We start from the raw sequence: 24721 nt of genomic DNA, 5'->3' as shown, positions 1-24721 counted from the left end.
TATCACTGCGGGCCCATGAGACGACGACACCGGATCACCGGCCTGCTCGGCGCCATCGCGCTGACCGCCGCCACCCTGACCGCCGCGGGACCCGCGTACGCCGGAACCCCGGCCGCCGACCCGCCGCCCGCGGAGTTCGGGACCGACTGGCACGACCCCCTCACCGCGGCGCCGCCCGTCACCCGGCCCGCGACCCGGTCCTGCCGGGTGACTCTCGCGGAGGCGCAGTTCCGCGACTTCACGCCGTACCGGGGCGCCTACACACCGCCCACCGGCTGCGGCGCCGACGGCTGGGCCAAGGTGGTGCTGCGCCTCGACGGCAAGGTCGAGGGCCGCCAGTACGACCGCCTCGGCCACCTCTCCCTCGGCGGGGTGGAGGTCCTGCGCACCTCCACCCCGCAGCCCTCGCCCGACGGCATCACCTGGTCCGTCGAGAAGGACGTCACCCGCTACCGTGACACCCTCACCCGCCCGCAGTCCGTCGAGATGCTCATCGGCAACGTCGTCGACGACACCTACACCGGCGTCATCGACGTCAAGGTGACCCTGACCTTCTACGCGGCCGACGGCCGCACCAAGGCCCCCGACACCCCCGACCGCGTCCTGCCCCTCACCTCGCCGGCGGTCACCACCCCGCGCAACACGGAGCGCCTGCTCGCGGAGGTGTACGCCACCGGCTCGGGCGGCGGCTGCGAGGAGTACTGGTACATGACCACGCCGGAGGCGGCCCCGTACTCCTGCAAGGCCGCCGACGGCCCGCACCGCGAGGTCCGCGTCTCGGTCGACGGACAACTCGCCGGAATCGCGGCGCCCTTCCCCACCGTCTGGACCGGCGGCTGGTCCAACCCCTTCCTCTGGTACGTCACCCCCGGCCCGCGCGCCTTCGACGTCCAGCCCGTCCGCTACGACCTGACCCCCTTCGCCGCCCTCCTCAACGACGGCCGTCCGCACCGGATCGAGGTCTCGGTCGCCGGGGTCCCCGCCGGGCAGAGCGGCTGGAGCACCCCCACCAACCTGCTCCTGTGGCAGGACGAGGCCCGCGAGGTCGTCACCGGCGCCCTGACCCGCCACGAGCAGAGCGATCCGACGGGCCACTCCCGCTGGACCCCCGCGGCGCCCGGCGGACAGCACCGCCTGGACACCGAGGGCGGACACCGGCTGACCGTCGCCGGACACCTGAACACCTCCCACGGCCGGGTCGCCACCACCGTCACCCGCACCGTGCGGGGCAGCTCCGTCCACCGCTGGACCGACGGCGAGAACCAGGACGCGCTCACCGCCACCTGGACCGACGAGGAGAGCGTGACGCACGGGCCGAGCACCACCCGGACCGACCGCACCTACACGATGGACGGCGAGACCACCCTCGGCGCCGGCGACCGGCTGCGCACCGTGCTCTCGCTCGGCGACCGCGCGGACACCGTGACCCTGCGGGGCGGCCGCACGGTCGACAGCTCCCGGTTCGACGACCGGTACACGGGCGACGCCACCTACACCGCTAACGTCCCCCGCGACCAGCGGCACGCGGTCGCCACCACCACCGCCCGCTACCGGTGGTACGGGTCCGGCGCGCCCGGCGGATGTTACGACCGCACGGTGGCCACCGCCCAGGGAACGCTGACGGCGGACCGCCTGCGCTGCTGATCCGTCCGCCCCCTACGATGAGCGGCCATGGATACGAGTGAGGCCGGCAGACAGCTGATCGACGGCCGTTTCGAGCTGGTCGCACCCCTGGGCAGCGGGGGTATGGGTACGGTGTGGCGCGCCCGCGACATCGCACTGCACCGCGAGGTCGCCCTCAAGGAGGTGCGCCCGCCGGACCCGGCGACCGCCGCCGCCCAGCCCGGACTCGCCGACCAGCTGCGCGAACGGGCTGTCCGCGAGGCCCGCGCCCTCGCCCGCCTCGCCCACCCGCACGTGGTGACCATCCACCACATCGTGGAACCGCCCGAAGGCGCGGACGGCCACCCGTGGATCGTCATGGAGCTGGTCCAGGGCGGCTCCCTGCACGACCGGCTGGCCTCCGGGCCGATGCTGCCCGCCGACGTGCTGCGGCTCGGCCTCGACGTGCTCTCCGCTCTGCGCGCCGCACACGACGAAGGCGTCCTCCACCGCGACGTGAAGCCGGCCAACGTGCTGCTGCGTCCCAGCGGGTCGGCCGTGCTCACCGACTTCGGCATCGCGGCCCTGCACGGTTCGACCGGGCTCACCTCGACCGGGGTGCTCATCGGCTCGCCCGAGTACATCGCGCCCGAACGCGTCCGCGGCGAGGAGGGACTGACCGCCTCCGACCTGTGGTCGCTGGGCATGCTGCTCTACGTGGCCGCGGAGGGCGTCCACCCGCTGCGCCGTGCCACCAGCCTGGCCACCGTCGTCGCCGTGCTCGACGAGCCGATCCCGGCGCCCGTGCGCTCCGGCCCGCTGGCGCCCGTACTGGAACGGCTGCTCGTACGGGACCCGGCCGCGCGGCCCGACGGGGCGCAACTGGAACAACTGCTCCGGGACGCGAGCGCCGCTCTCGGATCCGGCTACGGGGCGGGCGTACCGCCGGTCGCCGCCGCGCCGTCGGTCGCGGCCACGCCGGTCGGCGCCCCGATCGGCGCTCCGGTCGGCCCCCAGCCGGCCGTCCCCGGTCAGTTCGGCCCGTACGGCGGCCCCTACGGGTCGCCCACCCCGCCGTACGGCTCCGGCGGGTCCCCGTACGCGGCCACCACGACGCCCGTCCCGCTGGCATCGGCCCCGCGCCGGCGCCCGGCCCTGATCGGCGCCGCACTCACGGCGGTGCTCGCGGCAGCCGTCGTCGGGATCGTGCAGCTGCTGCCCGACGGGAACTCCGGCGACGACGACACCGCCGACGCGCGCGCCACCCGGCCCGCCGTCGCCACCCCGGCGGGTACCCCGGGCGCCACCCCCGGCCCGAAGACGAGCACGTCCAAGGCCACCGCGGCCCGCGGCAGCATGCTCACCCCGCAGAACATCCGGACCGCCCTGGAGGCGCTCAAGGAGAAGACCGGCACCACGACCTTCGTGGACCTCAAGGTCTACGACGGGTACGTGCTCGCCTCGATCCCCACCGCCAACGGTGCCGAGACCGTCGACGCCTGGCAGTACCGCGACGGCGCGGCCAAGCGCACGGGCCCGGACGGCACGGTCGAGGAGGGCGAGCCGCTGATCGACATGTCGACCGTCAACTGGGACGCGCTGCCCGCCCTGCTGGAGCAGGCCAAGAAGGAACTCGGCGTGGAGAAGCCGACCTCGACCTACGTGATCGTCGAGCCGTGGATGATGGACCAGGTCCCCTGTATGCGGCCCTACCTCAGCGACGAGTACGGCCGCGGAGGGTATGTGCTCGCCGGTATCGACGGCAAGGTCAAGAAGGTCGTCGGCTCCTGACATCGTGTACCCGTACGCGCGTACGGTCCGACAGGTCAGGGAGCCCCACCACCATGCCCAGCTGGCGCACCACCCTCACGGCGGCCGGGATATCCGGCCCCCGGCTGCGGGACGACTACACGCACGCCGCCCGCCGGGTACTGCGCCGCGAGCCGGCCCCGTACCTGGCGCTGCGGCTGCTCGCGGCGCCGCCGCTGGTGCCCTGCCTCGCCGCGGGTCTCGCCTTCATGAACCTGGTCGACGACGTCGCCGAGACCGGTACCCCGCGGGAACGGGCCGCGGCTCTCGCCGCGTTGTCCGAGCGGGTGGAGGCGGCCCTGAAGTCCGGGGACAGCCCCGACCCCCTCCTGCGGGCCTACGCGCACGCGGTGGACTCCCGCGGCCTGCCGCCGCACTGGGTCTCCCGCTTCCTCGCGGGCGCCGCCACCGCCGAGGCCGGCTTCGACGGCTTCGAGGCGGAGGAGGACTTCCAGGTCTACCTCGACGACTACGCGTGGCCCGGCGTGCTGGTCTTCACCGGGCTCCAGTACCAGGGCGGCCCCGACCTCGAACAGGCCGCGGGCTGGCGGCGGTTCGTCGACGCCGCCCAGCGCGTGGACTTCCTCGCCGATCTCTGCGGGGACCTCGCTACCGGCTCTGCATACCCCGCGCCCGTCTCGCCGAGCACGAGGTGACTCGGGCCGATCTGGAACAGGCCCGCGACACCCCGGCCGTACGGGCCCTCCTCGCCGCCGAGTGCCGGCGTGCCCGTACGGCACTGGACGCCGCCCTGGGCGTCCTCGGCCTCGCCGAACCCGGGCTGCGCCCCGTGATCGCGACCATGGCGGAGCTGATGGCGCATCAGCTGACCGCCGTGGAGCGCGCGGGGGCCGCCGCCCTGCGCCGGGACATCGGGTACGGCCTGGCGGCGCCCCTGCGGATCCTCGTCCGCGCCGCCCGCCGTCGCCCGGTGTGAGCCGGCGCGGGGAGTTTCCTAGTAGGCCCCGTTGACGTTGTCTATCGAGCCGTAGCGCTTGGCCGCGTAGTTGCAGGCGGCGGTGATGTTGGCGACCGGGTCGTAGGAGTCCTGCGAGGTGCCCGGCACGTGGTAGGCGCGGAAGGTGGGATCGATGACCTGGAGCAGGCCCTTGGAGGGAATACCGTTCTGGGCGTTGATGTCCCAGTTGTTGATCGCCAGCGGATTGCCGGAGGACTCGCGCATCACGTTGCGGTGAATTCCGTTGTAGGAACCGGGAATACCGTGCTTCGCCATGACGTCGAGGGACTCGCGGATCCACCCGTCGAGGTTGTTCGAGTAGGCGGCGACGGGCTTGGCGGCGGTCGTGGCCGCGACGGCCTTGGTCCCCGCGGCCGTCTTCGCCTGGGCGGCGATGGTCAGTTTGGTGCCGGGGCGGATGACCGACGGGTTGTCACCGACGGCGTTCCGGTTCGCCTCGTAGAGTTGCTGCCAGCCACCGCTCAGGGAATGGTTCGCCGCGATCTGAGAAAGGGTGTCGCCCGCGACCACGGAATACGTCATGGGGGCGATGGCCGTCTCCACCGCTCCGGCGGTGGTCGCGCTGATCAGCGGGAGAGTGAGGGCCGCGCCGCCCGTGCCGGCGAGCGCCAGCTTGCGGGTGATCCGGTAGTGCTTCGGCCGACGGTGCTTACCCTTTGCAGGCATGGCGGAATTCCTCACGTGGGGGGACGGGAGATCCCGGGCGGCGGCCTCAAACAGCCGCTGACCACCAGGAACGAGGTGACCGTAGGCGAGCGCGCCGCGTGCGAACAAGCCCCGAATTCCACCGATAGATCGACATCTCGCTTTCGGTCGGGTAAATGACCTTGAAGGCGGCATGCCGCAATAGCCGATTTCCTTTCCGGGAAAAGGGAATCGGCTATTCGGTGGAAATGATGTTGAGGTGTCGGGTGTGGCTCACATCACGGGCCGCCGACCGGGCGGTCAATTCGGGCAAGTCCACTCTCTGGGTGCCTCATTCGGGCGACAGGCCCGTAGGCGGCGAATCGCCCATTCAGGACTCTTTCCGGCGGATTGCCGCCGGTTTGCCGCCGGACGACCCCAGGTCCGAACCCTCAGGTCACACCAGCCCCTCCAGTGCCGCAGTCACCGCCTTCACCGCCCCCTGCGAGGCCGGCAGCAGGGGCAGTCGGACGTCCGGGGTCGGGATCCGCCCCTGCGCGTGCAGAACGCCCTTGAGCACCGCCGGGTTGGGCTCGGCGAAGGCCGCCGCCGACATCCGGGCCAGCGCGTGCCCCAGCGGCCGCGCCCGTGCCGCGTCACCCGCCCGCCAGGCCCCGGCGAGCTCCGCGAAGCGGTCCGTCGCCAGATGGGCCGAGGCCAGGATCCCGCCCGCCGCACCCATCGCCAGTAGCGGCGACAGGTACACGTCGTCACCGGCCAGCACCTCGAACCCGGCCGGCAGGTCGCCGAGCAGCGCCACCGCGTCCTCGCCGATGCCGCCGGCCGCGTACTTCACCCCGGCGACCCCCGGCAGCGACCCGAGCGCGCGCAGGGCCGCCGCGTCCAGCGGCTGCCCGGTGCGGTAGGGGACGTGGTAGACGATCAGCGGGACGGGGCTCACTGCGGCCAGCCGCGCGAAGTGCGCCAGTACCCCCGCGGCAGCGGGCCGGACGAACGCCGGCACCGTCACCAGCGCCGCCCGCACCTCGGGCCACCGGGCCAGTCGGGCCAGCGAGGCCTCGGCGGCCCGGGTGCCGCTCGCCCCCGCCCCCACGGTCAGCGGCGCGTCCCGCTCCCCGCAGACCCGGGCGCACACCCGCGTGACGAGGTCGCGCTCCGCCTCGTCGAGGCAGGCCGCCTCCGCGGTGGTGCCGAGCGCGACGATGCCGGTGGCGCCCGCGTCGAGCACCTCGTGGGCGAGCGCCTCGAGAGCCTCGGCGGCGACCTCCCCGGCGCGGGTGAAGGGGGTGATGAGCGGTACGTGGATCCCGTGCGGCGGCCGGGCCGGGCGGGCCGCCGCGTGTGCCGCGGCTGCTGTGTCTGCGATGTCCTGTGCCATGCGAACGAGCCTCACCCACGGAATGGATCAAATCCAGTTCGCATTTCTTACCCGAACAGTAAGCTGAGCCGATGCTCGATGTACGACGCCTGCGCCTGCTGCGCGAACTGGCCCGCCGCGGCACCATCGCCGCCGTCGCCGAGGCCCTCACCTTCAGCCCCTCGGCGGTCTCCCAACAGCTCACCGTCCTCGAGCGCGAAGCCGGCCTGCCGCTGCTGGAACGCACCGGCCGCCGGGTCCGGCTCACCCCGGCGGGCGAGGACCTGGTCCGGCACGCCGAGGCCGTCCTCGAACGGCTGGAGCAGGCCGAGGCCGACCTCGCCGAGGCCCGCGGGGGCCTCGCCGGAGTCCTGCGGATCGGCGCTTTCCCCACCGCCACCCGGGCCATCGTGCCGGCGGCGCTGATCACGCTCGCCCACCGCCACCCGGGGCTGGAACCGATGGTCTCGGAGACCGACCCGGCGGCGGTGGCGCACGCCCTGCGGGCCGGGGACCTGGACGTGGCGCTGGTGCACGAGTACGACTTCGTACCGGCCGAGCCCGAGCCGGGACTGGCCACCGAGCCGCTCTACGGCGAGGCGATGTACCTGGCCGCGCCCGCCGACCCGGCCCCCGGCCCGGCCGCCCACCCGGTCCCCGACCCGGTCGCCGATTCGCCCTCCGAACCCGAACCCGACCAGGGGGTGACCCTGCGCGCGCACGCCCGGGCGCCCTGGATCACCGCCACCCCCGGCACCCTCTGCCACGCCATGACCGTCCGGGCCTGCCAGGCCGCCGGTTTCACCCCGCGCGTGCGCCACCAGGTCGACGAGTTCGCCACCGTGCTCGCCCTGGTCGCGGCGGGCCAGGGCGTGGCCGTCGTACCCCAGCTCGGAGTCACGCACCCGGCCGACCCGGCCGTACGCCTCACCCGCCTGCTCATGCAGCGCCGCACCGGCCTCGCCTTCCGCAGCGGAGCGGGCGGCCACCCCGCCGTGGCCGCCTTCGGAGCGGCACTTCGGGCCGCCGTACCACTGGATCTGGTCGGGTCGCGCGCCGTGACGTGACACAACTCCCGTACCGGGTGCCGTCCGTGTACGTTCGTTGATCCAGACCGATTCGATCAGAGCGGGGTACGAAGTGACGCATCGCGTACGAGGGGTCATCGCCCGGAGCAAGGGCGCACCGGTGGAGACGACGACGATCCTCGTGCCCGACCCGGGCCCCGGCGAGGCACTCGTGCGGGTGCAGGCCTGCGGGGTCTGCCACACCGACCTGCACTACCGCGAGGGCGGCATCAACGACGAATTCCCCTTCCTGCTCGGCCACGAGGCCGCCGGAGTCGTGGAATCGGTCGGACCGGACGTCACCTCCGTGGCCCCCGGCGACTTCGTGATCCTCAACTGGCGCGCGGTGTGCGGCACGTGTCGCGCCTGCCGGCGCGGCCGCCCCTGGTACTGCTTCGCCACGCACAACGCCACCCAGCCCATGACCCTGGAGGACGGCACCCCGCTCTCCCCGGCCCTGGGGATCGGCGCCTTCGCCGAGAAGACCCTGGTCGCGGCCGGCCAGTGCACCAAGGTGGACCCGGCGGCCGCCCCGGCCGCCGCCGGCCTCCTCGGCTGCGGGGTGATGGCGGGCCTCGGCGCCGCCCTCAACACCGGCAACGTCGGGCGCGGAGACTCCGTCGCCGTCATCGGCTGCGGGGGAGTGGGCAACGCGGCCGTGGCCGGAGCCCGCCTGGCGGGCGCCTCCCGGATCATCGCGGTGGACCTGGACGACCGGAAGCTGGAGTGGGCCCGGGGCCTGGGCGCCACGCACACCGTCAACGGGCGCACGGACGACGTGGTCAAGGCCATTCAGAGCCTGACCGGCGGCAACGGTGCGGACGTCGTCATCGACGCCGTGGGCCGCCCCGAGACCTACCGCCAGGCCTTCTACGCGCGCGACCTCGCCGGGACGGTGGTCCTGGTGGGCGTGCCGACGCCGGAGATGAAGCTCGAACTCCCGCTCCTGGACGTCTTCGGCCGCGGCGGCGCCCTGAAGTCCTCCTGGTACGGGGACTGCCTGCCCGAGCGCGACTTCCCCCTGCTGATCGACCTCTACCTGCAGGGCCGGCTCGACCTGGACGCCTTCGTCTCCGAGACCATCGCGCTCGACGACGTCGAGGACGCCTTCGCCCGGATGGAACGCGGCGAGGTCCTCCGCTCGGTCGTCGAGTTCTGACACCCCGTCCGGCCCACCCGGTCGGACGCGGCCCCACCTAGAATCGGGCCACCACCCCGCGCCCCCGCCGCCACCCGGCCGGGGCGCGGTCCTGCATCACCTCGTACCCCTGGGGGCCTTCCGTGACCATCGCACACAGCTACCGCCAGCCCGGCACGGTCCTCACCGACCACCGGTTCTCCGTCCCCCTGGACCACGAGCGCCCGGACGGGGAGCGGATCGAGCTGTACGCCCGCGAGGTCGTGGCCGCCGGCAAGGACCCCGGGACGCTGCCGTGGCTGCTCTACCTGGAGGGCGGTCCGGGCTTCGGCGCCCGCCGTTTCATCGGCCGCCAGGCCTGGCTGGAGCGCGCGCTGACCGAGTACCGGGTGCTGCTGCTCGACCAGCGCGGAACGGGCCGCTCCACCCCGGTGAACCGGCAGACCCTGCCGCTGCGCGGCACCCCCGAGCAGCAGGCCGAGTACCTCGCCCACTTCCGTGCCGACTCCATCGTGCGCGACGCCGAGGCCATCCGGCCCGGCCTGACCGGCGGCGCGCCCTGGACCGTGCTCGGCCAGAGCTTCGGCGGTTTCTGCGCGACCCACTACCTGTCCACCGCGCCCGAGGGTCTCAGCGCCGCTCTCATCACCGGCGGCCTGCCGTCCCTGACCGCCACTGCCGACGAGGTGTACGAGGCCGCGTACCCCCGGATCGAGCGCAAGAACCTGGCCCACTACGCCCGCTACCCGATGGACGTCGAACGCGCCCGCCGGATCGCCGCCCACCTCGCGCAGGCCCCGGCCGAACTCCCCGGCGGCCACCGCCTCACCGTGGAGGGCTTCCAGTCCCTCGGTATCCTCCTCGGCGGGGGCGACGGCAGCCACCAGCTCCATTACCTGTTGGAGGACGCCTTCGTGCCGACCCCCGCGGGACCCGCCCTCTGCGACGCCTTCCTGGAGGGCGTACGCGCCCAGCTCTCCTTCGCCGGACACCCGCTCTACGCGCTGGTCCACGAGGCGATCTACGCCCAAAACCCGGCCACGCCGACCGCCTGGGCCGCCGAACGCGTGCGCGCCGGCCACCCCCGCTTCGACGCCGCCAAGACCCTCGCGGGCGACGAGCCGATGCTCTTCAGTGGCGAGACCATCCACCCCTGGCACTTCACCACCGACCCGGCCCTCGCCCCGCTGCGCGAGACCGCGGAGATCCTGGCCGCCCGCACGGGCTGGCAGCCGCTCTACGACCGGGCGCGCCTGGCCGCCAACGAGGTGCCGGTGGCCGCCGCCGTCTACCACGACGACATGTACGTGGACACCGCGCACTCACTGGAGACGGCCCGCTCCGTCCGGGGCCTGCGGACCTGGGTGACGGACGAGTTCGAGCACGATGGCGTCCGCGCCGGCGGCCCCCGCGTCCTGGACCGTCTGCTGTCCCTGGTCCGCGACGAGGCGTGAGGGCTGTCCGTGCAGGTCAGGAGTGAGATGGGAAGTTGATCACACGCTTGGGGCGGGCCCTCGTACCCGAGGAACCGACCGAGGTGGAGTCGGCACCGCCGCCTCCACATCGACCGGAGCGATCCCCGCCGCCGCGGCCCGATCGCACCCGGATCCAGCTCCGCGCCAGCGCCCACGCGGCCCCGCCCGTCCCCGGGAAAGCGGTGCGGGCCGGCTCGAAGAAGATCCCCGTGGTGTCGAGCAGCGCCACCACCTGCCCCTGTCGATCCATTCGCCTATGGTGCGAGATATGACCGAACAACCTGACCAGCAGGACACCTTGCAGCCCATGCCCACCGACTGGACGCGCGCCCTCGCCGTGGTCGCGCACCCGGACGACCTGGAGTACGGGTGCGCCGCGGCGATCGCGGACTGGACGGACGGGGGCCGGGAAGTCGTCTACCTCCTCGCCACGCGCGGCGAGGCGGGCATCGACAGCATCGCCCCCGCCGACTGCGGTCCGCTGCGCGAGGCGGAGCAGCGGGCGAGCGCCGCGGTCGTCGGCGTGTCCGAGGTGGAGTTCCTCGACTACCACGACGGCGTCATCGAGTACGGCCTCGGCCTGCGCCGGGACATCGCGGCGGCCATCCGGCGGCACCGTCCCGAGCTGATCGTCACCCTCAACCACCGCGACACCTGGGGCGGCGCGCAGGGCGGCGGCTACTGGAACACCCCCGACCACAAGGCCGTCGGCCGGGCGGTGCTGGACGCCGCCGGTGACGCCGGCAACCGCTGGATCTTCCCCGAGCTGATCGAGCAGGGTCTGCAACCGTGGAACGGCGTGCGCTGGGTCGCGGTGGCCGGATCCAGCACCCCGACGCACGCGGCCGACGCGGGCCCCGGCCTGGAGCGCTCGGTGAAGTCCCTGCTGGAGCACAAGGCGTACATCGAGGTGCTCACCGACCAGGACCCCGAGGAGTACGTCCGCACCTTCCTCACCGGGAACGCCCAGCAGGCGGCGGCCCGGTTCGGCGGCCGCCCCGCCGTGCCCTTCGAGGTCTTCCCCCGCTGACCGGCCACCCCTAGTCTGACGACTCGTCAGTACGGCAGTTCGTCAGGTCGTCAGCCATGGGGCCGGGGGTGCGGGACACGGTGATCGACACCATCTCCACGGAGATAGCGGAGGGTGAGGAGCGGATACGCCTGGAGGTTGCCGACGGCCTCGCGGTCCTCACCCTGTGCCGCCCGGACAAGCTCAACGGCTGGAGCTGGGAGTCCACCCGCCAGCTCGGCCTGCTCGCGGACCGGATCCGCTTCGACGAAGCCGTCCGGGCGGTACTGCTGCGGGCCGAGGGCCGGGCCTTCTGCGCGGGCATCGACGTGAGCGCCCCGGGCGGAGCCATCACGGGCGGATCCCCGGCCGAGCGCACCCGCAACTACTACGAGGGCATCCGCTGGGTTCACGAGCGCTTCGCGGTTCTCGCCCGCCTCCCGCAGCCCGTGGTGGCCGCCGTCCAGGGTTACTGCCTCGGCTTCGGCTTCGAGCTGGCGCTGATGGCGGATGTCCGGGTGGCGGCCGAGGACGCCGTCTTCGCCCTGCCGGAAGCCGGTCTGGGCGTGGCGGTGGACGCGGGAGGCGACCTCCGCATCGCGCGCGAGGCGGGTGCGGGCTGGGCCAAGTACCTGGCCCTGACGGGCCGCCGCATCGACGCCGAGACGGCGCGGCGCCTCAACCTGGTCCAACTGGTCGTCCCCGGCGCGGACCTGGAGGCCACCGCCCGCACCGTGGCGCGGGAGATCGCCGCGAACGCGCCGCTCGCGGTCCAGGGCATCAAGCGCGCGATCGACGCCTACGCCGATGCGGCGCTCCCCGCGGCCCTGGACCGGGTGTCGATGACTGCGGCCCTCACTCTCACCTCGGAGGACTGCCGGGAGGGCTACACGGCCAGGGCGGCCCGCCGTCCCCCGCGGTTCACCGGAGGCTGAGCACGGGCCGCGTCGAGAACTCCTCGTACATGCCCACGCCGTCCGGCCCGTAGGCGAACTCCGCCGCGTACGGATTGCGGTTGGCGGTCGCCAGCGGCAGCCACCCGAGCAGGTTCCCGTATCCACCGCAGACGGCCTCGCCGCCGTCGCCGCCGTGCACCGCGGTCGGGTCGCCGCTGAGCTCGGTGCCGTAGCTGTCGTAGGCGATGTGCAGCCCGAAGGCGTTCGGTTCCTGCCGCGGTCCGGTACCGCCTCCGTACGGCGGCTCGTCCAGGGGGCATTCGTTCCCCCAGCGGAACAGGGTGCCGGCCCCGGCCCCGCACGCGTGCTCCCACTCGTCGGCGCCGGGCATCCGCAGCCCGCGCGCCGCGAGGGCGGCCGGCATCTCGTCCGGGCACGCGGTCAGCGCCTCGTCCCGCACGGCCATGAGCACGGTGGCCGGCGTCGCGGTGCGCGGCGGGCTGAGCACATCGGCGAGGTAGGACTTCAGGTCCGGCTGCCCGTACCCGTACCCCTCGTCCGCGCTCTCCAAGTAGTCGGCGCTCTGCGCGGGCGTCGCCGCGAAGGCGTCCGGGTCGAACCCCAGCCGCACGCTTCCGCCGGGTATGAGGGCGAACTCCTGTCCCTCGCGCTCGATGCGCACGCGGTGCAGGGGTCCGCCCAGGTGCTCGACGACGTCGCACAGCACGACCCGGCCGCCCACCTGCGCGGCGGCCTCGTGCGCGATGCGTCCGGCGGCGGCCGAATCGAGCGAGCGCCAGCGGTCAAGGGTCAGTTCGGCGAGAGACATGCCCCGATCCTCGCACCGGCCACTGACAACGGGGCTACGGGGCTACGGGGCGAAGGGGCCGCGGCCCAGCTGGGTGCGGATCGGGACCACCTCGGGATTGACCACGGACCGGCGCTGCCAGTTCGCCCCGTCCACCACCAGGGTGTGCCCGGTGATGAACCGGGCGTACGGCGAGGCCAGGAAGGTGGCGGCCCAGCCCAGTTCGCGCGGCGCGCCGACCCGCAGAGCGGGCTGCCGTGCGTCCCTCGCGTCGGGCGCGGAGTGCTCCAGACCGTCCCGGATGTCCTCGGTCATGTCGGCGTGCGGGAACAGCCCGGGGACGAGCCCGTTGACCTGGATGCCGTACGGCCCCCACTCGACCGCCAGCGTCTCCACCAGGTTCTTGACCCCGGCCTTGGCCGCGGCGCTGTGGGCGAAGCCCGGACCGCCCGTCCAGGCGTACGAGGCGCCGATGTTCACGATCGATCCGGGGGTGTTCGCGGCGAGGTGGCGGCGGCCGAACTCGCGGGTCATGAACCAGGTGCCCGTCAGGGTGATGTCGACCACCGCCCGCCAGGCGTTGGGGGAGAGGTCCTCGGCGGGGGAGGGGAAGTTCGCGGCCGCGTTGTTGACCAGCACGTCCGGCAGGCCGAAGGCCGCCTGCGCCGCATCGAAGACCTCCGCCACCCGCTCGGGGTCCCTGATGTCGCAGACGGCGGCCGTCACCCGGCCCGCGCCGGGGACGGCCGTCAACTCCTCACGCGCCGCCTTGAGCTGCCCGGCGCGCCGGCTCGCGATGACCACGTCGGCGCCGAGCCGGGCGAACTCGGCGGCCACGGCCTTGCCCAGCCCGGTGCCGCCGCCGGTCACGAGGACCACCTGTCCCGCGTAGGTCCCGGCGGGCAGGGCGGCGGCGCCGAGCGCCGGTGGCGCGGGCAGCCCGCGCAGAGGGTTCTCCATGCGCCCATCGATAGCGTGCGGGCGCTCAGATCACCATCCCCGGGCGGACCCGAGCGCTGCGGCAAGATCCGAAAGAGATGGTCTAGCTCCCCGGGTTGTACGCCTGCTTGGTCGCGCAGGTCCAGATCACCGGCTTGAGCTTGCCCTTCGCGTTCACGGCCGCCCCGCCGACCCGGTCTCCGTCCGAGACCGCTTCGGCCATGCTCGCCCCGCCCGCGGCCAGCCGGGGCAGTGCCTTGACCGGGCCGGAGCCGGAGCGCAGCAGTGCCTGGTCCGGCAGGGTCAGCATGTCCGGGTGGAACTTGGCCGTGCCGACGCTGAGGTTCGTCGTCGCACTGATCGCCTCGAAGGTGGCGTACGGGTGCGTGCTCAGCACGCCGGGGGAGGTGGGGGTGCCGGTGAGCGGGGGCTCCCAGACGAGCGGGGCGTACTCGTGCCACGGTCCGGCCCAGTCGTAGCCGACGATCCGGCGGCTCTCGTCGATGTCCTGGACGTAGCTGTCGTTCGCCGCGGGGGCCAGCAGCCGGGCGGTGGAGCCGTCCCCCGGCCACAGCACCGGGTGGGTGCCCTGCAGGTGCTGTCCGGTCTCGGGGACCTCGTAGTCCTGGGTGGCCATGGCGAGGATGTCGCCCTGGTTGTTGATGCCGGTGACCATCGTGATCCGGGTCCCCGGGCCGGCGTCGGCCGGGAGGGGCAGCTCGCGGACCTTCTGGCCGTCCTTCCAGACGGTGGCGACGCCGCTGTCGGAGCGGGAGACCACATACCCGGCGTCGTTGACGTCGGCCTCGGTGTCGTAGCCGTAGCTGTCCGGCAGCAGGGTGATCGCCGCGTCGCCCACCCGGTACGTGAACAGGGAGGGGCGGACGGCGCCGTGGACGACACCCACCATCAGGCCGTGCGCGTTGACCGCGATCACCTGCCCGGTCCCGTCCGGGTCGCTCAGCGGGACCCGGTGCACGGTGGCGCCGGTCCAGTAGACGGGCTGGTGGCCCGAGACGCCGACGGCGAGGTTGCCCGCGCCGAGGTCGAAGACACCCTGGCCGGGCCGGGCGTCGCGGGCGTACGACTCGTCCCCGATCGAGCCGAGCACCTGGATCTTCGGTGCGCACTTCGCGTCGGCCGCCACGGCCGGGCCCGCCGCGCTGATCAGGCCGGTCACAACGATCGCGGCGGCTGCTGCTGACATGCTTCTTCTCATGTGGTGGTCCCCCCTGGACAGGTGCTGTTCCCCGTTGAGTCACGACACGTGCGCGCCACAATGCTGCCTGATCTTGAGGCGTATGTGGCCTGAATGACCCGTGTTGATTCGGACCGGAGGGTTCTACATCCCGACCGGCGGTTCCCAGAGAGGCAAGCGACTGCTTAGTATGCCCGCGGAGCGTGGTTCTCGACGGCGGCTGGAGGCCCCGGATGCAGGCATGGCGAGTACATACCCCCGGCGAGCCCCGTGAGGCCATGCGCCTCGAAGAGGTTCCCGAACCCGTACCCGGCGAGGGCGAGGTGCGGCTGAAGGTGCTCGCCGCCAACGTCAACTTCCCCGACGCGCTGCTCGTCCGCGGGCAGTACCAGATCCGCCCGCCGCTGCCCTTCACCCCGGGCGTCGAGATCTGTGGCGAGACCGAGGACGGCCGGCGCGTCATCGCCAATCCGAGCCTGCCGCACGGGGGCTTCGCCGAGTACGTCACCGCGTCCGCACGCGCCCTGCTCCCGGCCCCCGAGAACCTCGACGACGCCGAGGCCGCCGCCCTGCACATCGGCTACCAGACCGGCTGGTTCGGCCTGCACCGCCGCGCCCGGCTCCAGCCCGGCGAGACCCTCCTCGTGCACGCCGCCGCCGGCGGGGTCGGCAGCGCCGCCGTCCAGCTCGGCAAGGCCGCCGGAGCCACCGTCGTCGGCGTCGTCGGCGGCAAGGCCAAGGTGCGCACCGCCGAGGAGCTCGGCTGCGACCTGGTCATCGACCGGACGAGCGAGGAAACGGCCGGGATCGCGGCCCGGGTCAAGGAGTTCACCGGCGGACGCGGCGCCGACGTCGTCTACGACCCGGTCGGCGGCGCCGCCTACACCGCCTCCACCAAGTGCGTGGCCTTCGAGGGCCGGATCGTCGTCGTCGGCTTCGCCGGCGGCACCGTCCCCGCCCCCGCCCTCAACCACGCCCTCGTGAAGAACTACGCCATCCTCGGCCTGCACTGGGGCCTGTACGCCACCAAGGACCCCGCCGCCATCGCCGCCTGCCACACCGAGCTGACCCGGCTCGCCGCCGAGGGCGCCATCAGGCCGCTCATCAGCGAACGCGTCCCGCTGGCCGGAGCCGCCGACGCCGTACAGCGCCTCGCCGACGGCACCACCACCGGCCGGCTGGTCGTCGTACCGGCCCTGAACGGAGGCGGTCCGCGATGATCACCGCCGAGGAGCTGGTGGCGCGCGCGGCGGACCTGCTGCGCGCCCGCCCGCCCGCCGACACCGACCGCGCAGACTTCCTGCGCGCCCGCTTCGACGCCGGACTCGCCTGGGTCCACTATCCCGAGGGGCTCGGCGGACTCGGCGCGCCCCGCTCCCTCCAGGCGGTCGTCGACGCCGAACTGGAGGCCGCCGGCGCGCCCGACAACGACCCGCGCCGGATCGGCATCGGCCTCGGCATGGCCGCGCCCACGATCCTCGCCTACGGCAGCGAGGAGCAGAAGCACCGCTTCCTGCGCCCCCTGTGGCTCGGCGAGGAGGTCTGGTGCCAGCTCTTCAGCGAGCCCGGCGCCGGATCCGACCTCGCCGCGCTCGGCACCCGCGCGGTCCGCGAGAGCGGCTCCGGCGACTGGATCGTCGACGGACAGAAGGTGTGGACCTCCAGCGCCCACACCGCGCGCTGGGCCATCCTCATCGCCCGCACCGACCCCGGGCTCCCCAAGCACCAGGGCATCACCTACTTCCTCTGCGACATGCACGCCCCCGGCGTCGAGGTCCGCCCGCTGCGCCAGATCACCGGCGAGGCGGAGTTCAACGAGGTCTTCCTCACCGGCGTCCGCATCCCCGACAGCCATCGGCTGGGCGCCGTCGGCGAGGGCTGGGCCGTCGCCCGCACCACCCTGATGAACGAGCGGGTCTCCATCGGCGGCATGCGGATCCCGCGCGAGGGCGGCATGATCGCCCCCGTCGCCGCCGCCTGGCGCGAACGCCCCGAACTGCGCACCCACGCCCTGCACCAGCGGCTGCTGGAACTGTGGGTCGAGGCCGAGGTCGCCCGCCTCACCGGCGAACGGCTGCGCCAGCAGCTCGTCGCCGGACAGCCCGGCCCCGAGGGATCGGGCCTCAAGCTCACCTTCGCCCGGCTCAACCAGGAGATCAGCGGGCTGGAGGTCGAACTCCTCGCGGAGGAGGGCCTGCTGTACGACGACTGGACCATGCGCCGGCCCGACGGGGTCGACTTCACCGGCCGCGAGGCCGGCTACCGCTACCTGCGCGCCAAGGGCAACAGCATCGAGGGCGGCACCAGCGAAATCCTCCTCAACATCGTCGCCGAACGCGTCCTCGGCCTGCCCCCCGAGCCCCGCGACGACAAGGACCTCGCCTGGAAGGACCTCGCCCGATGACTTCACCGACCGCGTCGACGACACCGACCGCGCCGGCCACCCCGGTGGCCCCCGCGACGCCGACCGACCTGCTCTACTCCGAGACCGAGGAGGAGCTCCGCTCCGCCGTACGCGCGCTCCTCACCGACCGCTGCGACGCGAAGAGCGTCCTGGCACGGGTCGAGAGCGACCGGCCGCACGACCCGGAGCTGTGGAACACCCTCGCCGCCGGGATCGGCGCGGCCGGCCTCCTCGTGCCCGAGAAGCTCGGGGGACAGGGCGCGAGCCACCGCGAGGCGGCCGTGGTCCTGGAGGAACTGGGCCGGGCCGTGGCACCCCTCCCGTACCTGACGAGCGCCGTGCTCGCCACGGAGATCCTGCTCGGCTGCGAGACCGCGGAAGCCGACCCGCTGCTGCGGGAACTGGCCTCGGGCCGCACGGTCTGTGTACCGGCCGTGCCGCTGACCCTCGCTCCGGGCGCGCCCCTCCCGGCCCCCGTACGGGACCTGGGCGACGGAATCCTGACCGGCACGGTCACCTCCGTGGCGGACGCGGCGGCCGCCGACGTCCTGCTGGTCCTGGCCGACACCGGGCTGTACGCGGTTGCGGCCGCATCGGCCCGGCTGACCCCGCGGATCCCCCTCGACCTGACCCGCCCGCTCTCCACCGTCACCCTGGAGGCCGCGCCGGGCACCCGTCTCGCCGACCCCGGAACGGCCCGGGCGGCCGTCGCCGGAGCCCTGCTCTCCGGCGCCGGACTGCTCGCCTCCGAGCAGCTCGGGCTCGCCGAGTGGTGCCTGACGGAGACCGTCGGCCACGTCCGCGGCCGCCACCAGTTCAATCGACCCATCGGCTCCTTCCAGGCACTCAAGCACCGCCTCGCCCAACTCTGGCTCGACGTGGCCTCCGCGCGCGCGGCGGCCAGGGCCGCGGCCGACGCCCTGGCCACGGCGGCCCCCGACGCCCCGCTGACCGTCGCCGTGGCCCAGGCCTACTGCTCGGGAGTGGCCGTCCGCGCGGCCGAGGAGTGCGTACAGCTGCACGGCGGCATCGGCATGACCTGGGAACACCCGGCCCACCTGTACCTCAAGCGGGCCAAGGCCGACTCCCTGGCCCTCGGCACGGCGGGCCACCACCGGGGCCTGGTCGCGGACTTCGCGGAACTCCCGGCACCGTAGGCCATCTCCTTCGGATCCTGCCGGGCCGAAAGAGACGACCTCAGGGGGCCTGTGTATCGGGCAGGGCGCTCCCCTTTCGGCAGCCGTTCCTGGTAACGGGGGGATGCTCTGCTCGGGGCCGGCCGACAGGACCGTCGTGCGTTTGGCGATCTTCCCGTCGTACTTCCCGCCCCGGTGATAAATGATCCACTCCAGCGGTCCGCCCGTCCCGGGGTCGACGATCATGCGGTAGCGGGAGTTGAGCCGCCGTCGTGGAGGTGCGGCGATACCCCCACGACCAGCGCCTCGAAGGCGTCCGGTTCCCGGGCCGACCGGGTCAGCAGTTCGTCTTCGTCCTGCCCCGTCCCGCCCCCGATCACCGCCGAGACGGCTCCCCGGCGCTCGCCCCGCCCGCGGCGAGCCCCCGGCCGATCCCTATCCTCGCCCCATGACGGCCACCATCACCGCGCTCACGGCGACCGCACTGCGCGCCCACCGCGACGAACTCGCCTCCCTGCTCCTCGCCGTGGTCGACGGCGGCTCGTCCCTCGGCTTCCTCGCCGGCCTCGACCACCGGGACGCGGCCGCCTGGTGGGACTCGCTGATGCCCGCCGTCGAGGACGGCTCCCTCGCGCTGTGGGTCTCCCGCACCGGCGGCGACGGCCGTATCGACGGCACCGTCAGCTGGTACCGGGAGACCAAGGCCAACGGCCGCCACCGCGCCGAACTGCGCAAGTTGATGGTCCACCCGGCGGCGCGCGGCCGCGGCGCCGCCCGCGCACTGCTCGCCGAGGCCGAGTCGGCGGCGGCCCGTGCCGGTGTGGTGCTGCTGTTCCTGGACACCGAGACCGGGAGCGGCGCGGAGCGGGTCTACCGCTCCGCCGGCTGGACGGAGGCCGGCACCATTCCCGACTACGCCGCCGACCCGGCGGGCCGGCTGCACCCCACCACCCTCTACTACAAGCGGCTCCACGGCGCCCACGGGTGACCTCGCCCGCCGCGCGGCGTTAGACCCGTAGCCGCCGGCCACCGAGTGAGGGAGACCGTATGTCCGCAGCATTGCCCGCCGCACCCCTGACCCGCCGCGCGCTTCTCCGTACGGCCTTCACCGCGGCCGTGCTCGCCGGTACGGGCGCGGTCCTGGCCCCAGTGCTGCGCGCCCGGCGCCCCCGGCAGACCCTCACCCCGGCGCCGCTCGCCGAGGAGGAGACGTACCGCGGCCGGCACATCGCCGTGGACGTCGCCGGAGTCCGTATCGACGGCCGGCCGCTGCACGTCATGCGCCGGGCCGACGGCAGCTACCTCAGCGGTATCAACCACTTCCAGTCCTATTCCACGCCACTGGAACTGGCCCGGGCCGCCGTGGACGAACTGGGCACCGCCCAGCTCGCGCTCGCGGCCCCGCACCACGCCTGAGAGACCCACGGGAACGGGAGGAGCCCCGCATTGCACACCCGGCAGAACCAGAAGAACCTCACCAGCGCCCAGAAGAAGCGCTTCACGGCGGCGGTGCTGGAGCTCAAGCGCAGCGGCGCGTACGACGCCCTCGTGCGCACCCACGACAAGTACTTCGTGCCGGACCGGGCCCGCAAACTGCGCGTCGGGCACATGTGCCCGTCGTTCTTCCCGTGGCACCGGCGCTACCTGCTGGAGTTCGAGAGGCAGTTGCAGGAGATCGACCCGGGCGTCAGCGTCCCGTACTGGGACTGGACCACCGACCCCAGCCCGGTCTCCTCGCTCTGGGCCGACGACTTCCTGGGAGGTACGGGCCGGGCGAGCGACCGCAAGGTGATGACCGGGCCGTTCGCCTACGACAAGGGCAACTGGACGGTGACGGTGGGCATCACGGAGTCCGCCTTCCTGACCCGCAACCTCGGCCGGCCGCAGAACCCGATCGCACTGCCCACCGCGGCCGAGCTCCAGTGGGCGCTCGACGATCCGACCTACGACGTCTCGCCCTGGGACTCCACGGCAACCGCGGGCGGCTTCCGCAACAAGCTGGAGGGCTGGGCGGCTCCCAAGAGCGAGCGCTGGCGCAACCACAACAAGGTCCACCAGTGGATCGGCGGCCACATGACGGGCGGTACCGCGCCCAACGACCCGGCGTTCTGGCTGCACCACGCTTTCGTCGACCTGATCTGGGACCGCTGGCAGCACAAGCACCCCGGCTCCGGCTACCTGCCCGCCGCCCCCCTGGCCGCCGGCGACCTCCAGCGCGGCCGGGTCATCGCCGTCGACGAGCCGATGCCGCCGTGGAACATCAGCCCGCGCGAGATGTCCGACCACCGGGCCCTGTACCGCTACGAGTGATCGGCCCGGCCCCTGCGCACACGGGGGACACGGGGACAGTGGGACAGGGGATACGACAGCGGAGACGACATGGGGAAGGGCCCCCGCCAGGTGGCGGGGGCCCTTCCGTCGATCAGCCGATCAATTGATCAGGCGATCAGTGGCCGTAGTCGCCACCCTCGGTGTGGTGGGCGGCGCCGCCACCGGAGGCGTTGACGCAGGTGTTGCCGAACGCCGGGTTCAGCAGAGCGATCACGTTCACGGTGTTGCCGCAGACGTTGACCGGGACGTGCACCGGAACCTGGAGCAGGTTGCCCGAGAGGACACCGGGGGAGCCGACCGCCGCACCGTGCGCTCCGGCATCGGCGACAGCCAGGCCCGCACCGGCGACCACGGCGCTACCGGTGACAGCGGTGATGGCGAATGCCTTCGCGATACGCGACATCAAGATCTCCTCGTGAGATATGTGGGGCGCCACAGAATCTGTGGCATTTGACATGGCATACAACGCTGGGGCAGCCGAGGGGTCACGGCCGATGCGCCTACCCGGTGACGGAAAAACGGACGGAGGCGAAGTACGGCCGCACCTGGCCCACCTCCCCGGGCCGCAGGACCCGCAGGACCCGGCCCGAGCACCGGGGGCCCTCGAACAGGGTCGCCGAGCTTCCGGTCCCGTTGGTGACCGCCCGGGCGCCGCCGCCCTCCGCCCCGACGCAGCCCTTCGGCGCGGTGAGGCCGTGGACCCGGTCGTCCTGGCCGACGTACTGGAACTCCGGGCCGGCGGCGGCCTGTGCCGCGCCGGGCAGAAGCGTGGCGCCCGCCATCAGCAGGACGGGCACGGCATGGTGGATACGCAGGAATCGCATGCCCGTCCAACCGGGACGGGCCCGGACCCGGTCACGCCTTGTCACCCGTTGGACAGCTGTGCGACGGTGCGACCGGCCCCGGTGCCGCCGGCCACCGCAGGCAACGCCCGTACCGCAGGAGGACGAGATGAGCGCAGAGGCCGCCGACGACGGCCGCCGCCCACGGGTCAGGACCGCGGCCGGAGTGGTCGAGGGCCGGACCGGTCCCGGCGGGACCGCCGTCTTCCGGGGCATCCCGTACGCCGCCCCGCCCGTCGGCGCCCTGCGGTTCGCGGCGCCCGCGCCCCCGGCCGCCTGGGACGGCGTACGCGACGCCGGGGCCTACGGGCCGACCGCGCCCAAAGTGCCGTATCCCGAGACCTTCGCGGCCCTGCTCCCCGACCCCGTGGTCCCCGGGGACGACTGCCTGAACCTGAACGTGTGGACCCCCGACCCGGCCCCCGGCGCCCGGCTGCCCGTCATGGTCTGGATCCACGGCGGGGCGCACACCCGCGGCTCCTCGGCCGTCCCGGTCTACGACGGCTCCGCCTTCGCCCGCGACGGCGTCGTGCTCGTCTCCGTCAACTTCCGCCTCGGCGTCCTCGGCTACGGCCCCTTCCCCGACGCCCCCGCCAACCGCGGCCTGCTGGACCAGATCGCCGCTCTGGCATGGGTCCGCGACAACATCGCGGCCTTCGGCGGGAACCCGGACCGCGTCACCGTCTTCGGGGAGTCCGCCGGCGCCATCAGCATCGGCGCACTCCTGGCCGCCCCGCGCGCGGCCGGGCTCTTCGCCCGCGCCGTACTGCAGAGCGGAGCCCCGGAGGTCCTGCCGCGCGTCCGGGTCCGCGCCATGGTCCGGCGGATGGCCTCGCTGCTCAAGGTGGACGCCACCGCTGCGGCCTTCACGGCCACCGCCCTGCCCGACCTGCTCGCCGCGCAGGCCGCCGTCCTGCGCAGATCGGGACCGCTCCTCGGCGGACCCGCCTTCGGGCTGGTCACCGACCCGGACACGGTTCCCGCCGACCCCCTCGACGCCCTGTGCGACCGCGCCGTCTCCGACGAGGTACCGCTGCTCCTCGGCTGGACGAGCGAGGAGTACCGGCTGTGGCTCGCCCCCAGCGGCGGGATGCGCCTGCTGGACCGGATGGGCCCGCTCGCCGTGGAACTGGCCCGGGCCCGCGCCGGCAAGGACCGGGCGGCCGTACGGGCGCTGCGCGCCGCCCTGCCCGCGGCGAGCCCCGCAGAACTCGCCGGGCAGCTGCTCACCGACCGGCTGCTGTGCGACCCGCTGCGCAGGCTCGCCGGGGCGCGACGGGGGGCGCCGAGCTTCCTGTACGAGTTCGGCTGGCCCTCCGGCGTCCCGGGGCTGGGCGCCTGCCACGCGCTGGAGCTGGGCTTCGTGTTCGACACGCTGGCGGTGCCCGAGGCCGCCTGGCTCGCCGGGCCGGACACCCCGCAGGCGCTGGCCGATGAGATGCACGCGGCCTGGGTGCGGTTCGCGGTGGCGGGCGATCCGGGCTGGGCGCCCTGGGACGGCGACGGCCCGCCGAAGGTGTTCGGCGGGCCGTCGCTGGATGGGACGCGGGCGTCGGTGGTTACTCGACGGGCCCTTCCATGACCTTGCTGATGAACTGGACCGGTCCCTCGCCCATGTTCGGCACGTAGGTCTTGGCGTTGTGCTGGCCGCCCTTGATGACCCTCAACTCGGTGTGGACGGGGCCCTTGTTGCCGTAGGTGGCGATGAATTTCTGCACGTCCGGCAGGGTCTTCTTGTTGCTCTCGTTGTCGCCGACCTGGAAGGCCAGGTACACGTCCGGGCCCTTGCTGTCGATGAGCTGCTTCGCCAGCAGCTCCGGGTTGTTCTCGGCCTTCTCCTTGTCGTGGCCCTTCCACAGGGAGGAGTCCGGGACGATGTCCGGGCCGGAGGCGATCACGGCCTTGAACTTGTCCGGGTGCTTGAGCACGGCCTTCAGGCCGGCGAAGCCGCCGGTGGAGGAGCCCATGAAGGCCCAGCCGTCACGGGACTTGACGGTACGGAAGTTCGCCTTGACCAGGTCCGGGACGTCCTCGGTCAGCCAGGTGCCCATCTTGGGCTGGCCGGGGATGTCGGAGCCGTCCCAGTAGACGCCCTTGTCGTCCGGTCCCGGGTTGAGCACCGGCATGGCCAGGATGAAGGGCTTGCTCTTGCCCTCGGCGTACCACTTGCTGACGCTGGTCTGGAGCCCGAGGTCGGTGCCCATCCAGTAGTTGTTGGGGTAACCGGCGCCGCCCGGCAGGGCGATCATGACCGGGAAGCCGCTCTTGGCGAACTTCGGGTCGTTGTACTCCTTGGGGGCCCAGACCCAGACCTTGCCCTTGAAGCCGGACTTCTTGCCGTCCAGCGTGGTGACGGCCACGTGCGTGCCGTCGGGGAGGGTCATCGAGTTCTTGAACTCGGCGGCCGGCCCGGTGGGCATCAGCATCTTGGAGTTCGCCGGCGGGGGAGCGTCGCTCTTCTTGGAGCCGCCGCCGGCGGGCGACTGCCCGAACGACACCGCGGAGCCCTTGTCGGTGAAGGGGGGAATCTCGTAGTGGTTCAGCACGAGCGCGGCCGTACCGGCGAGTGCGAGTACGGCGGCGCCCGCTATCAGCCAGCGGCGCCCCTTCCGGCGGCGCGGCGGCTCCTCGGGGTAGAGGTCCTGCGGTCCGTACCGCGCCGTCTGCTCGTACGGGTCCTCCGGAGCGTACTGAGCCTGCTGCCCGTACGGCTGCTGCGGCGGCTGCTGTCCGTACGGCCGGCCGTACTGGTCGCCTTGGGGCGCCTGGGGTATCTGTCCTTCCGGCCGGTACGGCTGGTACTGCTGCCCGTCGGGTGCGTACGACATGTGCGGTGGCTCTCCGGCTGGTGCTGCCCCAAGGGGGCGGGGTGGTCTGACGGCTGCATCCTTCCGTTCGAAGGATGAACGAAAGCATGTCAGGGTTCCGCACTTTTCCTTCTCTTGGGGTGCTTTGGGGGAGGCCATTGCCCGGCGCCCGCACGGCCGGTGGAGTTCACGTGCCCACCCCCGTCCATGCCTGGCCCTTGTACATGCCGCTGGGTATGGTGCCCCCGCGCCGCCCCGGAACCCCCACCCCGCCCCGGA

22 protein-coding genes and 1 pseudogene are annotated in these 24721 nt (G+C 73.3%); 15 read left to right on the top strand and 8 right to left on the bottom strand.

Features of this window, described 5'->3' with window-relative positions; translation table 11 throughout:
* The first annotated feature begins 15 nt into the window (after positions 1-15).
* From ACIQZO_RS03925 to ACIQZO_RS03915, 3 genes and pseudogenes are all read left to right on the top strand, one after another.
* Entirely contained in the window at positions 16-1644 is a 1629-nt protein-coding gene (locus ACIQZO_RS03925; RefSeq protein ID WP_403619651.1) for a peptide-N4-asparagine amidase, read from the top strand.
* 27 nt (positions 1645-1671) lie between these two features.
* Positions 1672-3393 (top strand): protein kinase, encoded by a 1722-nt coding sequence (locus tag ACIQZO_RS03920; RefSeq protein WP_403619648.1) that lies wholly within the window; start codon positions 1672-1674, stop codon positions 3391-3393.
* 53 nt (positions 3394-3446) lie between these two features.
* Positions 3447-4348, top strand: a pseudogene (locus tag ACIQZO_RS03915) (squalene/phytoene synthase family protein).
* 18 nt (positions 4349-4366) lie between these two features.
* On the opposite strand, the gene ACIQZO_RS03910 reads toward ACIQZO_RS03915, so the two are convergent.
* Positions 4367-5056 carry a transglycosylase SLT domain-containing protein gene (locus ACIQZO_RS03910; RefSeq protein WP_403619645.1) on the bottom strand — a complete coding sequence of 230 codons (690 nt, stop codon included), beginning with the start codon at positions 5054-5056 and terminating at the stop codon, positions 4367-4369.
* A gap of 415 nt (positions 5057-5471) precedes the next feature.
* Positions 5472-6413, bottom strand: coding sequence for a dihydrodipicolinate synthase family protein (locus tag ACIQZO_RS03905; protein ID WP_403619642.1), 942 nt, complete (start codon positions 6411-6413; stop codon positions 5472-5474).
* A 71-nt stretch (positions 6414-6484) separates the two neighbouring features.
* On the opposite strand from ACIQZO_RS03905, the gene ACIQZO_RS03900 reads away from it, so the two are divergent.
* The 5 genes from ACIQZO_RS03900 to ACIQZO_RS03880 all read left to right on the top strand — a co-directional run bounded on the left by ACIQZO_RS03900 (position 6485) and on the right by ACIQZO_RS03880 (position 12016).
* Positions 6485-7459 (top strand): LysR substrate-binding domain-containing protein, encoded by a 975-nt coding sequence (locus ACIQZO_RS03900; protein ID WP_403619639.1) that lies wholly within the window; start codon positions 6485-6487, stop codon positions 7457-7459.
* Between the two features lie 73 nt (positions 7460-7532).
* Positions 7533-8618 carry an S-(hydroxymethyl)mycothiol dehydrogenase gene (locus tag ACIQZO_RS03895; protein WP_403619636.1) on the top strand — a complete coding sequence of 362 codons (1086 nt, stop codon included), beginning with the start codon at positions 7533-7535 and terminating at the stop codon, positions 8616-8618.
* A gap of 128 nt (positions 8619-8746) precedes the next feature.
* On the top strand, positions 8747-10051 hold the full coding sequence (locus ACIQZO_RS03890) for an alpha/beta fold hydrolase (RefSeq protein WP_403620868.1): 1305 nt from the start codon (positions 8747-8749) through the stop codon (positions 10049-10051).
* Between the two features lie 289 nt (positions 10052-10340).
* The gene (locus tag ACIQZO_RS03885; protein ID WP_403619633.1) at positions 10341-11102 is read left to right on the top strand and encodes a PIG-L deacetylase family protein; all 762 of its coding nucleotides are present in this window, start codon (positions 10341-10343) and stop codon (positions 11100-11102) included.
* A 68-nt stretch (positions 11103-11170) separates the two neighbouring features.
* Positions 11171-12016, top strand: a complete 846-nt coding sequence (locus tag ACIQZO_RS03880; RefSeq protein WP_403619630.1) for an enoyl-CoA hydratase/isomerase family protein — start codon at positions 11171-11173, stop codon at positions 12014-12016.
* On the opposite strand, the gene ACIQZO_RS03875 is transcribed toward ACIQZO_RS03880, so the two are convergent.
* The 3 genes from ACIQZO_RS03875 to ACIQZO_RS03865 form a co-directional block, all read right to left on the bottom strand.
* On the bottom strand, positions 12003-12806 hold the full coding sequence (locus tag ACIQZO_RS03875; RefSeq protein ID WP_403619628.1) for a hypothetical protein: 804 nt from the start codon (positions 12804-12806) through the stop codon (positions 12003-12005). The genes ACIQZO_RS03880 and ACIQZO_RS03875 overlap by 14 nt on opposite strands.
* A 42-nt stretch (positions 12807-12848) precedes the next feature.
* Positions 12849-13745 carry an SDR family oxidoreductase gene (locus ACIQZO_RS03870; RefSeq protein WP_403619625.1) on the bottom strand — a complete coding sequence of 299 codons (897 nt, stop codon included), beginning with the start codon at positions 13743-13745 and terminating at the stop codon, positions 12849-12851.
* 82 nt (positions 13746-13827) lie between these two features.
* Positions 13828-14931, bottom strand: a complete 1104-nt coding sequence (locus ACIQZO_RS03865; RefSeq protein WP_403619622.1) for a hypothetical protein — start codon at positions 14929-14931, stop codon at positions 13828-13830.
* Between the two features lie 224 nt (positions 14932-15155).
* Between ACIQZO_RS03865 and ACIQZO_RS03860 the strand changes: the two genes are divergently transcribed.
* From ACIQZO_RS03860 to ACIQZO_RS03835, 6 genes are all read left to right on the top strand, one after another.
* Complete coding sequence (locus ACIQZO_RS03860) at positions 15156-16142, top strand: NADPH:quinone oxidoreductase family protein (RefSeq protein WP_403619619.1); 987 nt, start codon at positions 15156-15158, stop codon at positions 16140-16142.
* Positions 16139-17326, top strand: a complete 1188-nt coding sequence (locus tag ACIQZO_RS03855) for an acyl-CoA dehydrogenase family protein (RefSeq protein ID WP_403619616.1) — start codon at positions 16139-16141, stop codon at positions 17324-17326. Before ACIQZO_RS03860 ends, ACIQZO_RS03855 begins: the two co-directional genes overlap by 4 nt.
* Entirely contained in the window at positions 17323-18483 is a 1161-nt protein-coding gene (locus ACIQZO_RS03850) for an acyl-CoA dehydrogenase family protein (RefSeq protein ID WP_403619613.1), read from the top strand. The genes ACIQZO_RS03855 and ACIQZO_RS03850 overlap by 4 nt, the downstream gene beginning before the upstream one ends.
* Positions 18484-18910: 427 nt before the next feature.
* Positions 18911-19450: a GNAT family N-acetyltransferase gene (locus tag ACIQZO_RS03845; RefSeq protein WP_403619610.1), complete on the top strand. Its 540-nt coding sequence runs from the start codon at positions 18911-18913 to the stop codon at positions 19448-19450.
* Positions 19451-19509: 59 nt separating this feature from the next.
* Positions 19510-19878 (top strand): tyrosinase family oxidase copper chaperone, encoded by a 369-nt coding sequence (locus ACIQZO_RS03840; RefSeq protein WP_403619607.1) that lies wholly within the window; start codon positions 19510-19512, stop codon positions 19876-19878.
* Between the two features lie 30 nt (positions 19879-19908).
* Positions 19909-20772 carry a tyrosinase family protein gene (locus ACIQZO_RS03835; RefSeq protein WP_403619604.1) on the top strand — a complete coding sequence of 288 codons (864 nt, stop codon included), beginning with the start codon at positions 19909-19911 and terminating at the stop codon, positions 20770-20772.
* 136 nt (positions 20773-20908) lie between these two features.
* On the opposite strand, the gene ACIQZO_RS03830 is transcribed toward ACIQZO_RS03835, so the two are convergent.
* Both ACIQZO_RS03830 and ACIQZO_RS03825 read right to left on the bottom strand, forming a co-directional pair.
* A complete protein-coding gene (locus tag ACIQZO_RS03830) occupies positions 20909-21196 on the bottom strand; it encodes a chaplin (RefSeq protein ID WP_403619601.1) in 288 nt (95 codons plus the stop codon).
* Between the two features lie 97 nt (positions 21197-21293).
* Positions 21294-21617 carry a hypothetical protein gene (locus tag ACIQZO_RS03825; RefSeq protein ID WP_403619598.1) on the bottom strand — a complete coding sequence of 108 codons (324 nt, stop codon included), beginning with the start codon at positions 21615-21617 and terminating at the stop codon, positions 21294-21296.
* 127 nt (positions 21618-21744) lie between these two features.
* Here ACIQZO_RS03825 and ACIQZO_RS03820 point away from each other — a divergent pair, with 127 nt between their 5' ends.
* The gene (locus tag ACIQZO_RS03820) at positions 21745-23217 is read left to right on the top strand and encodes a carboxylesterase/lipase family protein (RefSeq protein WP_403619595.1); all 1473 of its coding nucleotides are present in this window, start codon (positions 21745-21747) and stop codon (positions 23215-23217) included.
* On the opposite strand, the gene ACIQZO_RS03815 is transcribed toward ACIQZO_RS03820, so the two are convergent.
* A complete protein-coding gene (locus ACIQZO_RS03815) occupies positions 23195-24463 on the bottom strand; it encodes an alpha/beta hydrolase (RefSeq protein WP_403619593.1) in 1269 nt (422 codons plus the stop codon). The genes ACIQZO_RS03820 and ACIQZO_RS03815 overlap by 23 nt on opposite strands.
* Positions 24464-24721 lie beyond the last annotated feature (258 nt).

Origin of the sequence: Streptomyces sp. NPDC097617 (assembly GCF_044761485.1) — a bacterium.
Classification (GTDB): domain Bacteria; phylum Actinomycetota; class Actinomycetes; order Streptomycetales; family Streptomycetaceae; genus Streptomyces.
Note: the sequence above shows the minus strand (reverse complement) of the source record. Positions and strands in the feature narration are given on the sequence as shown.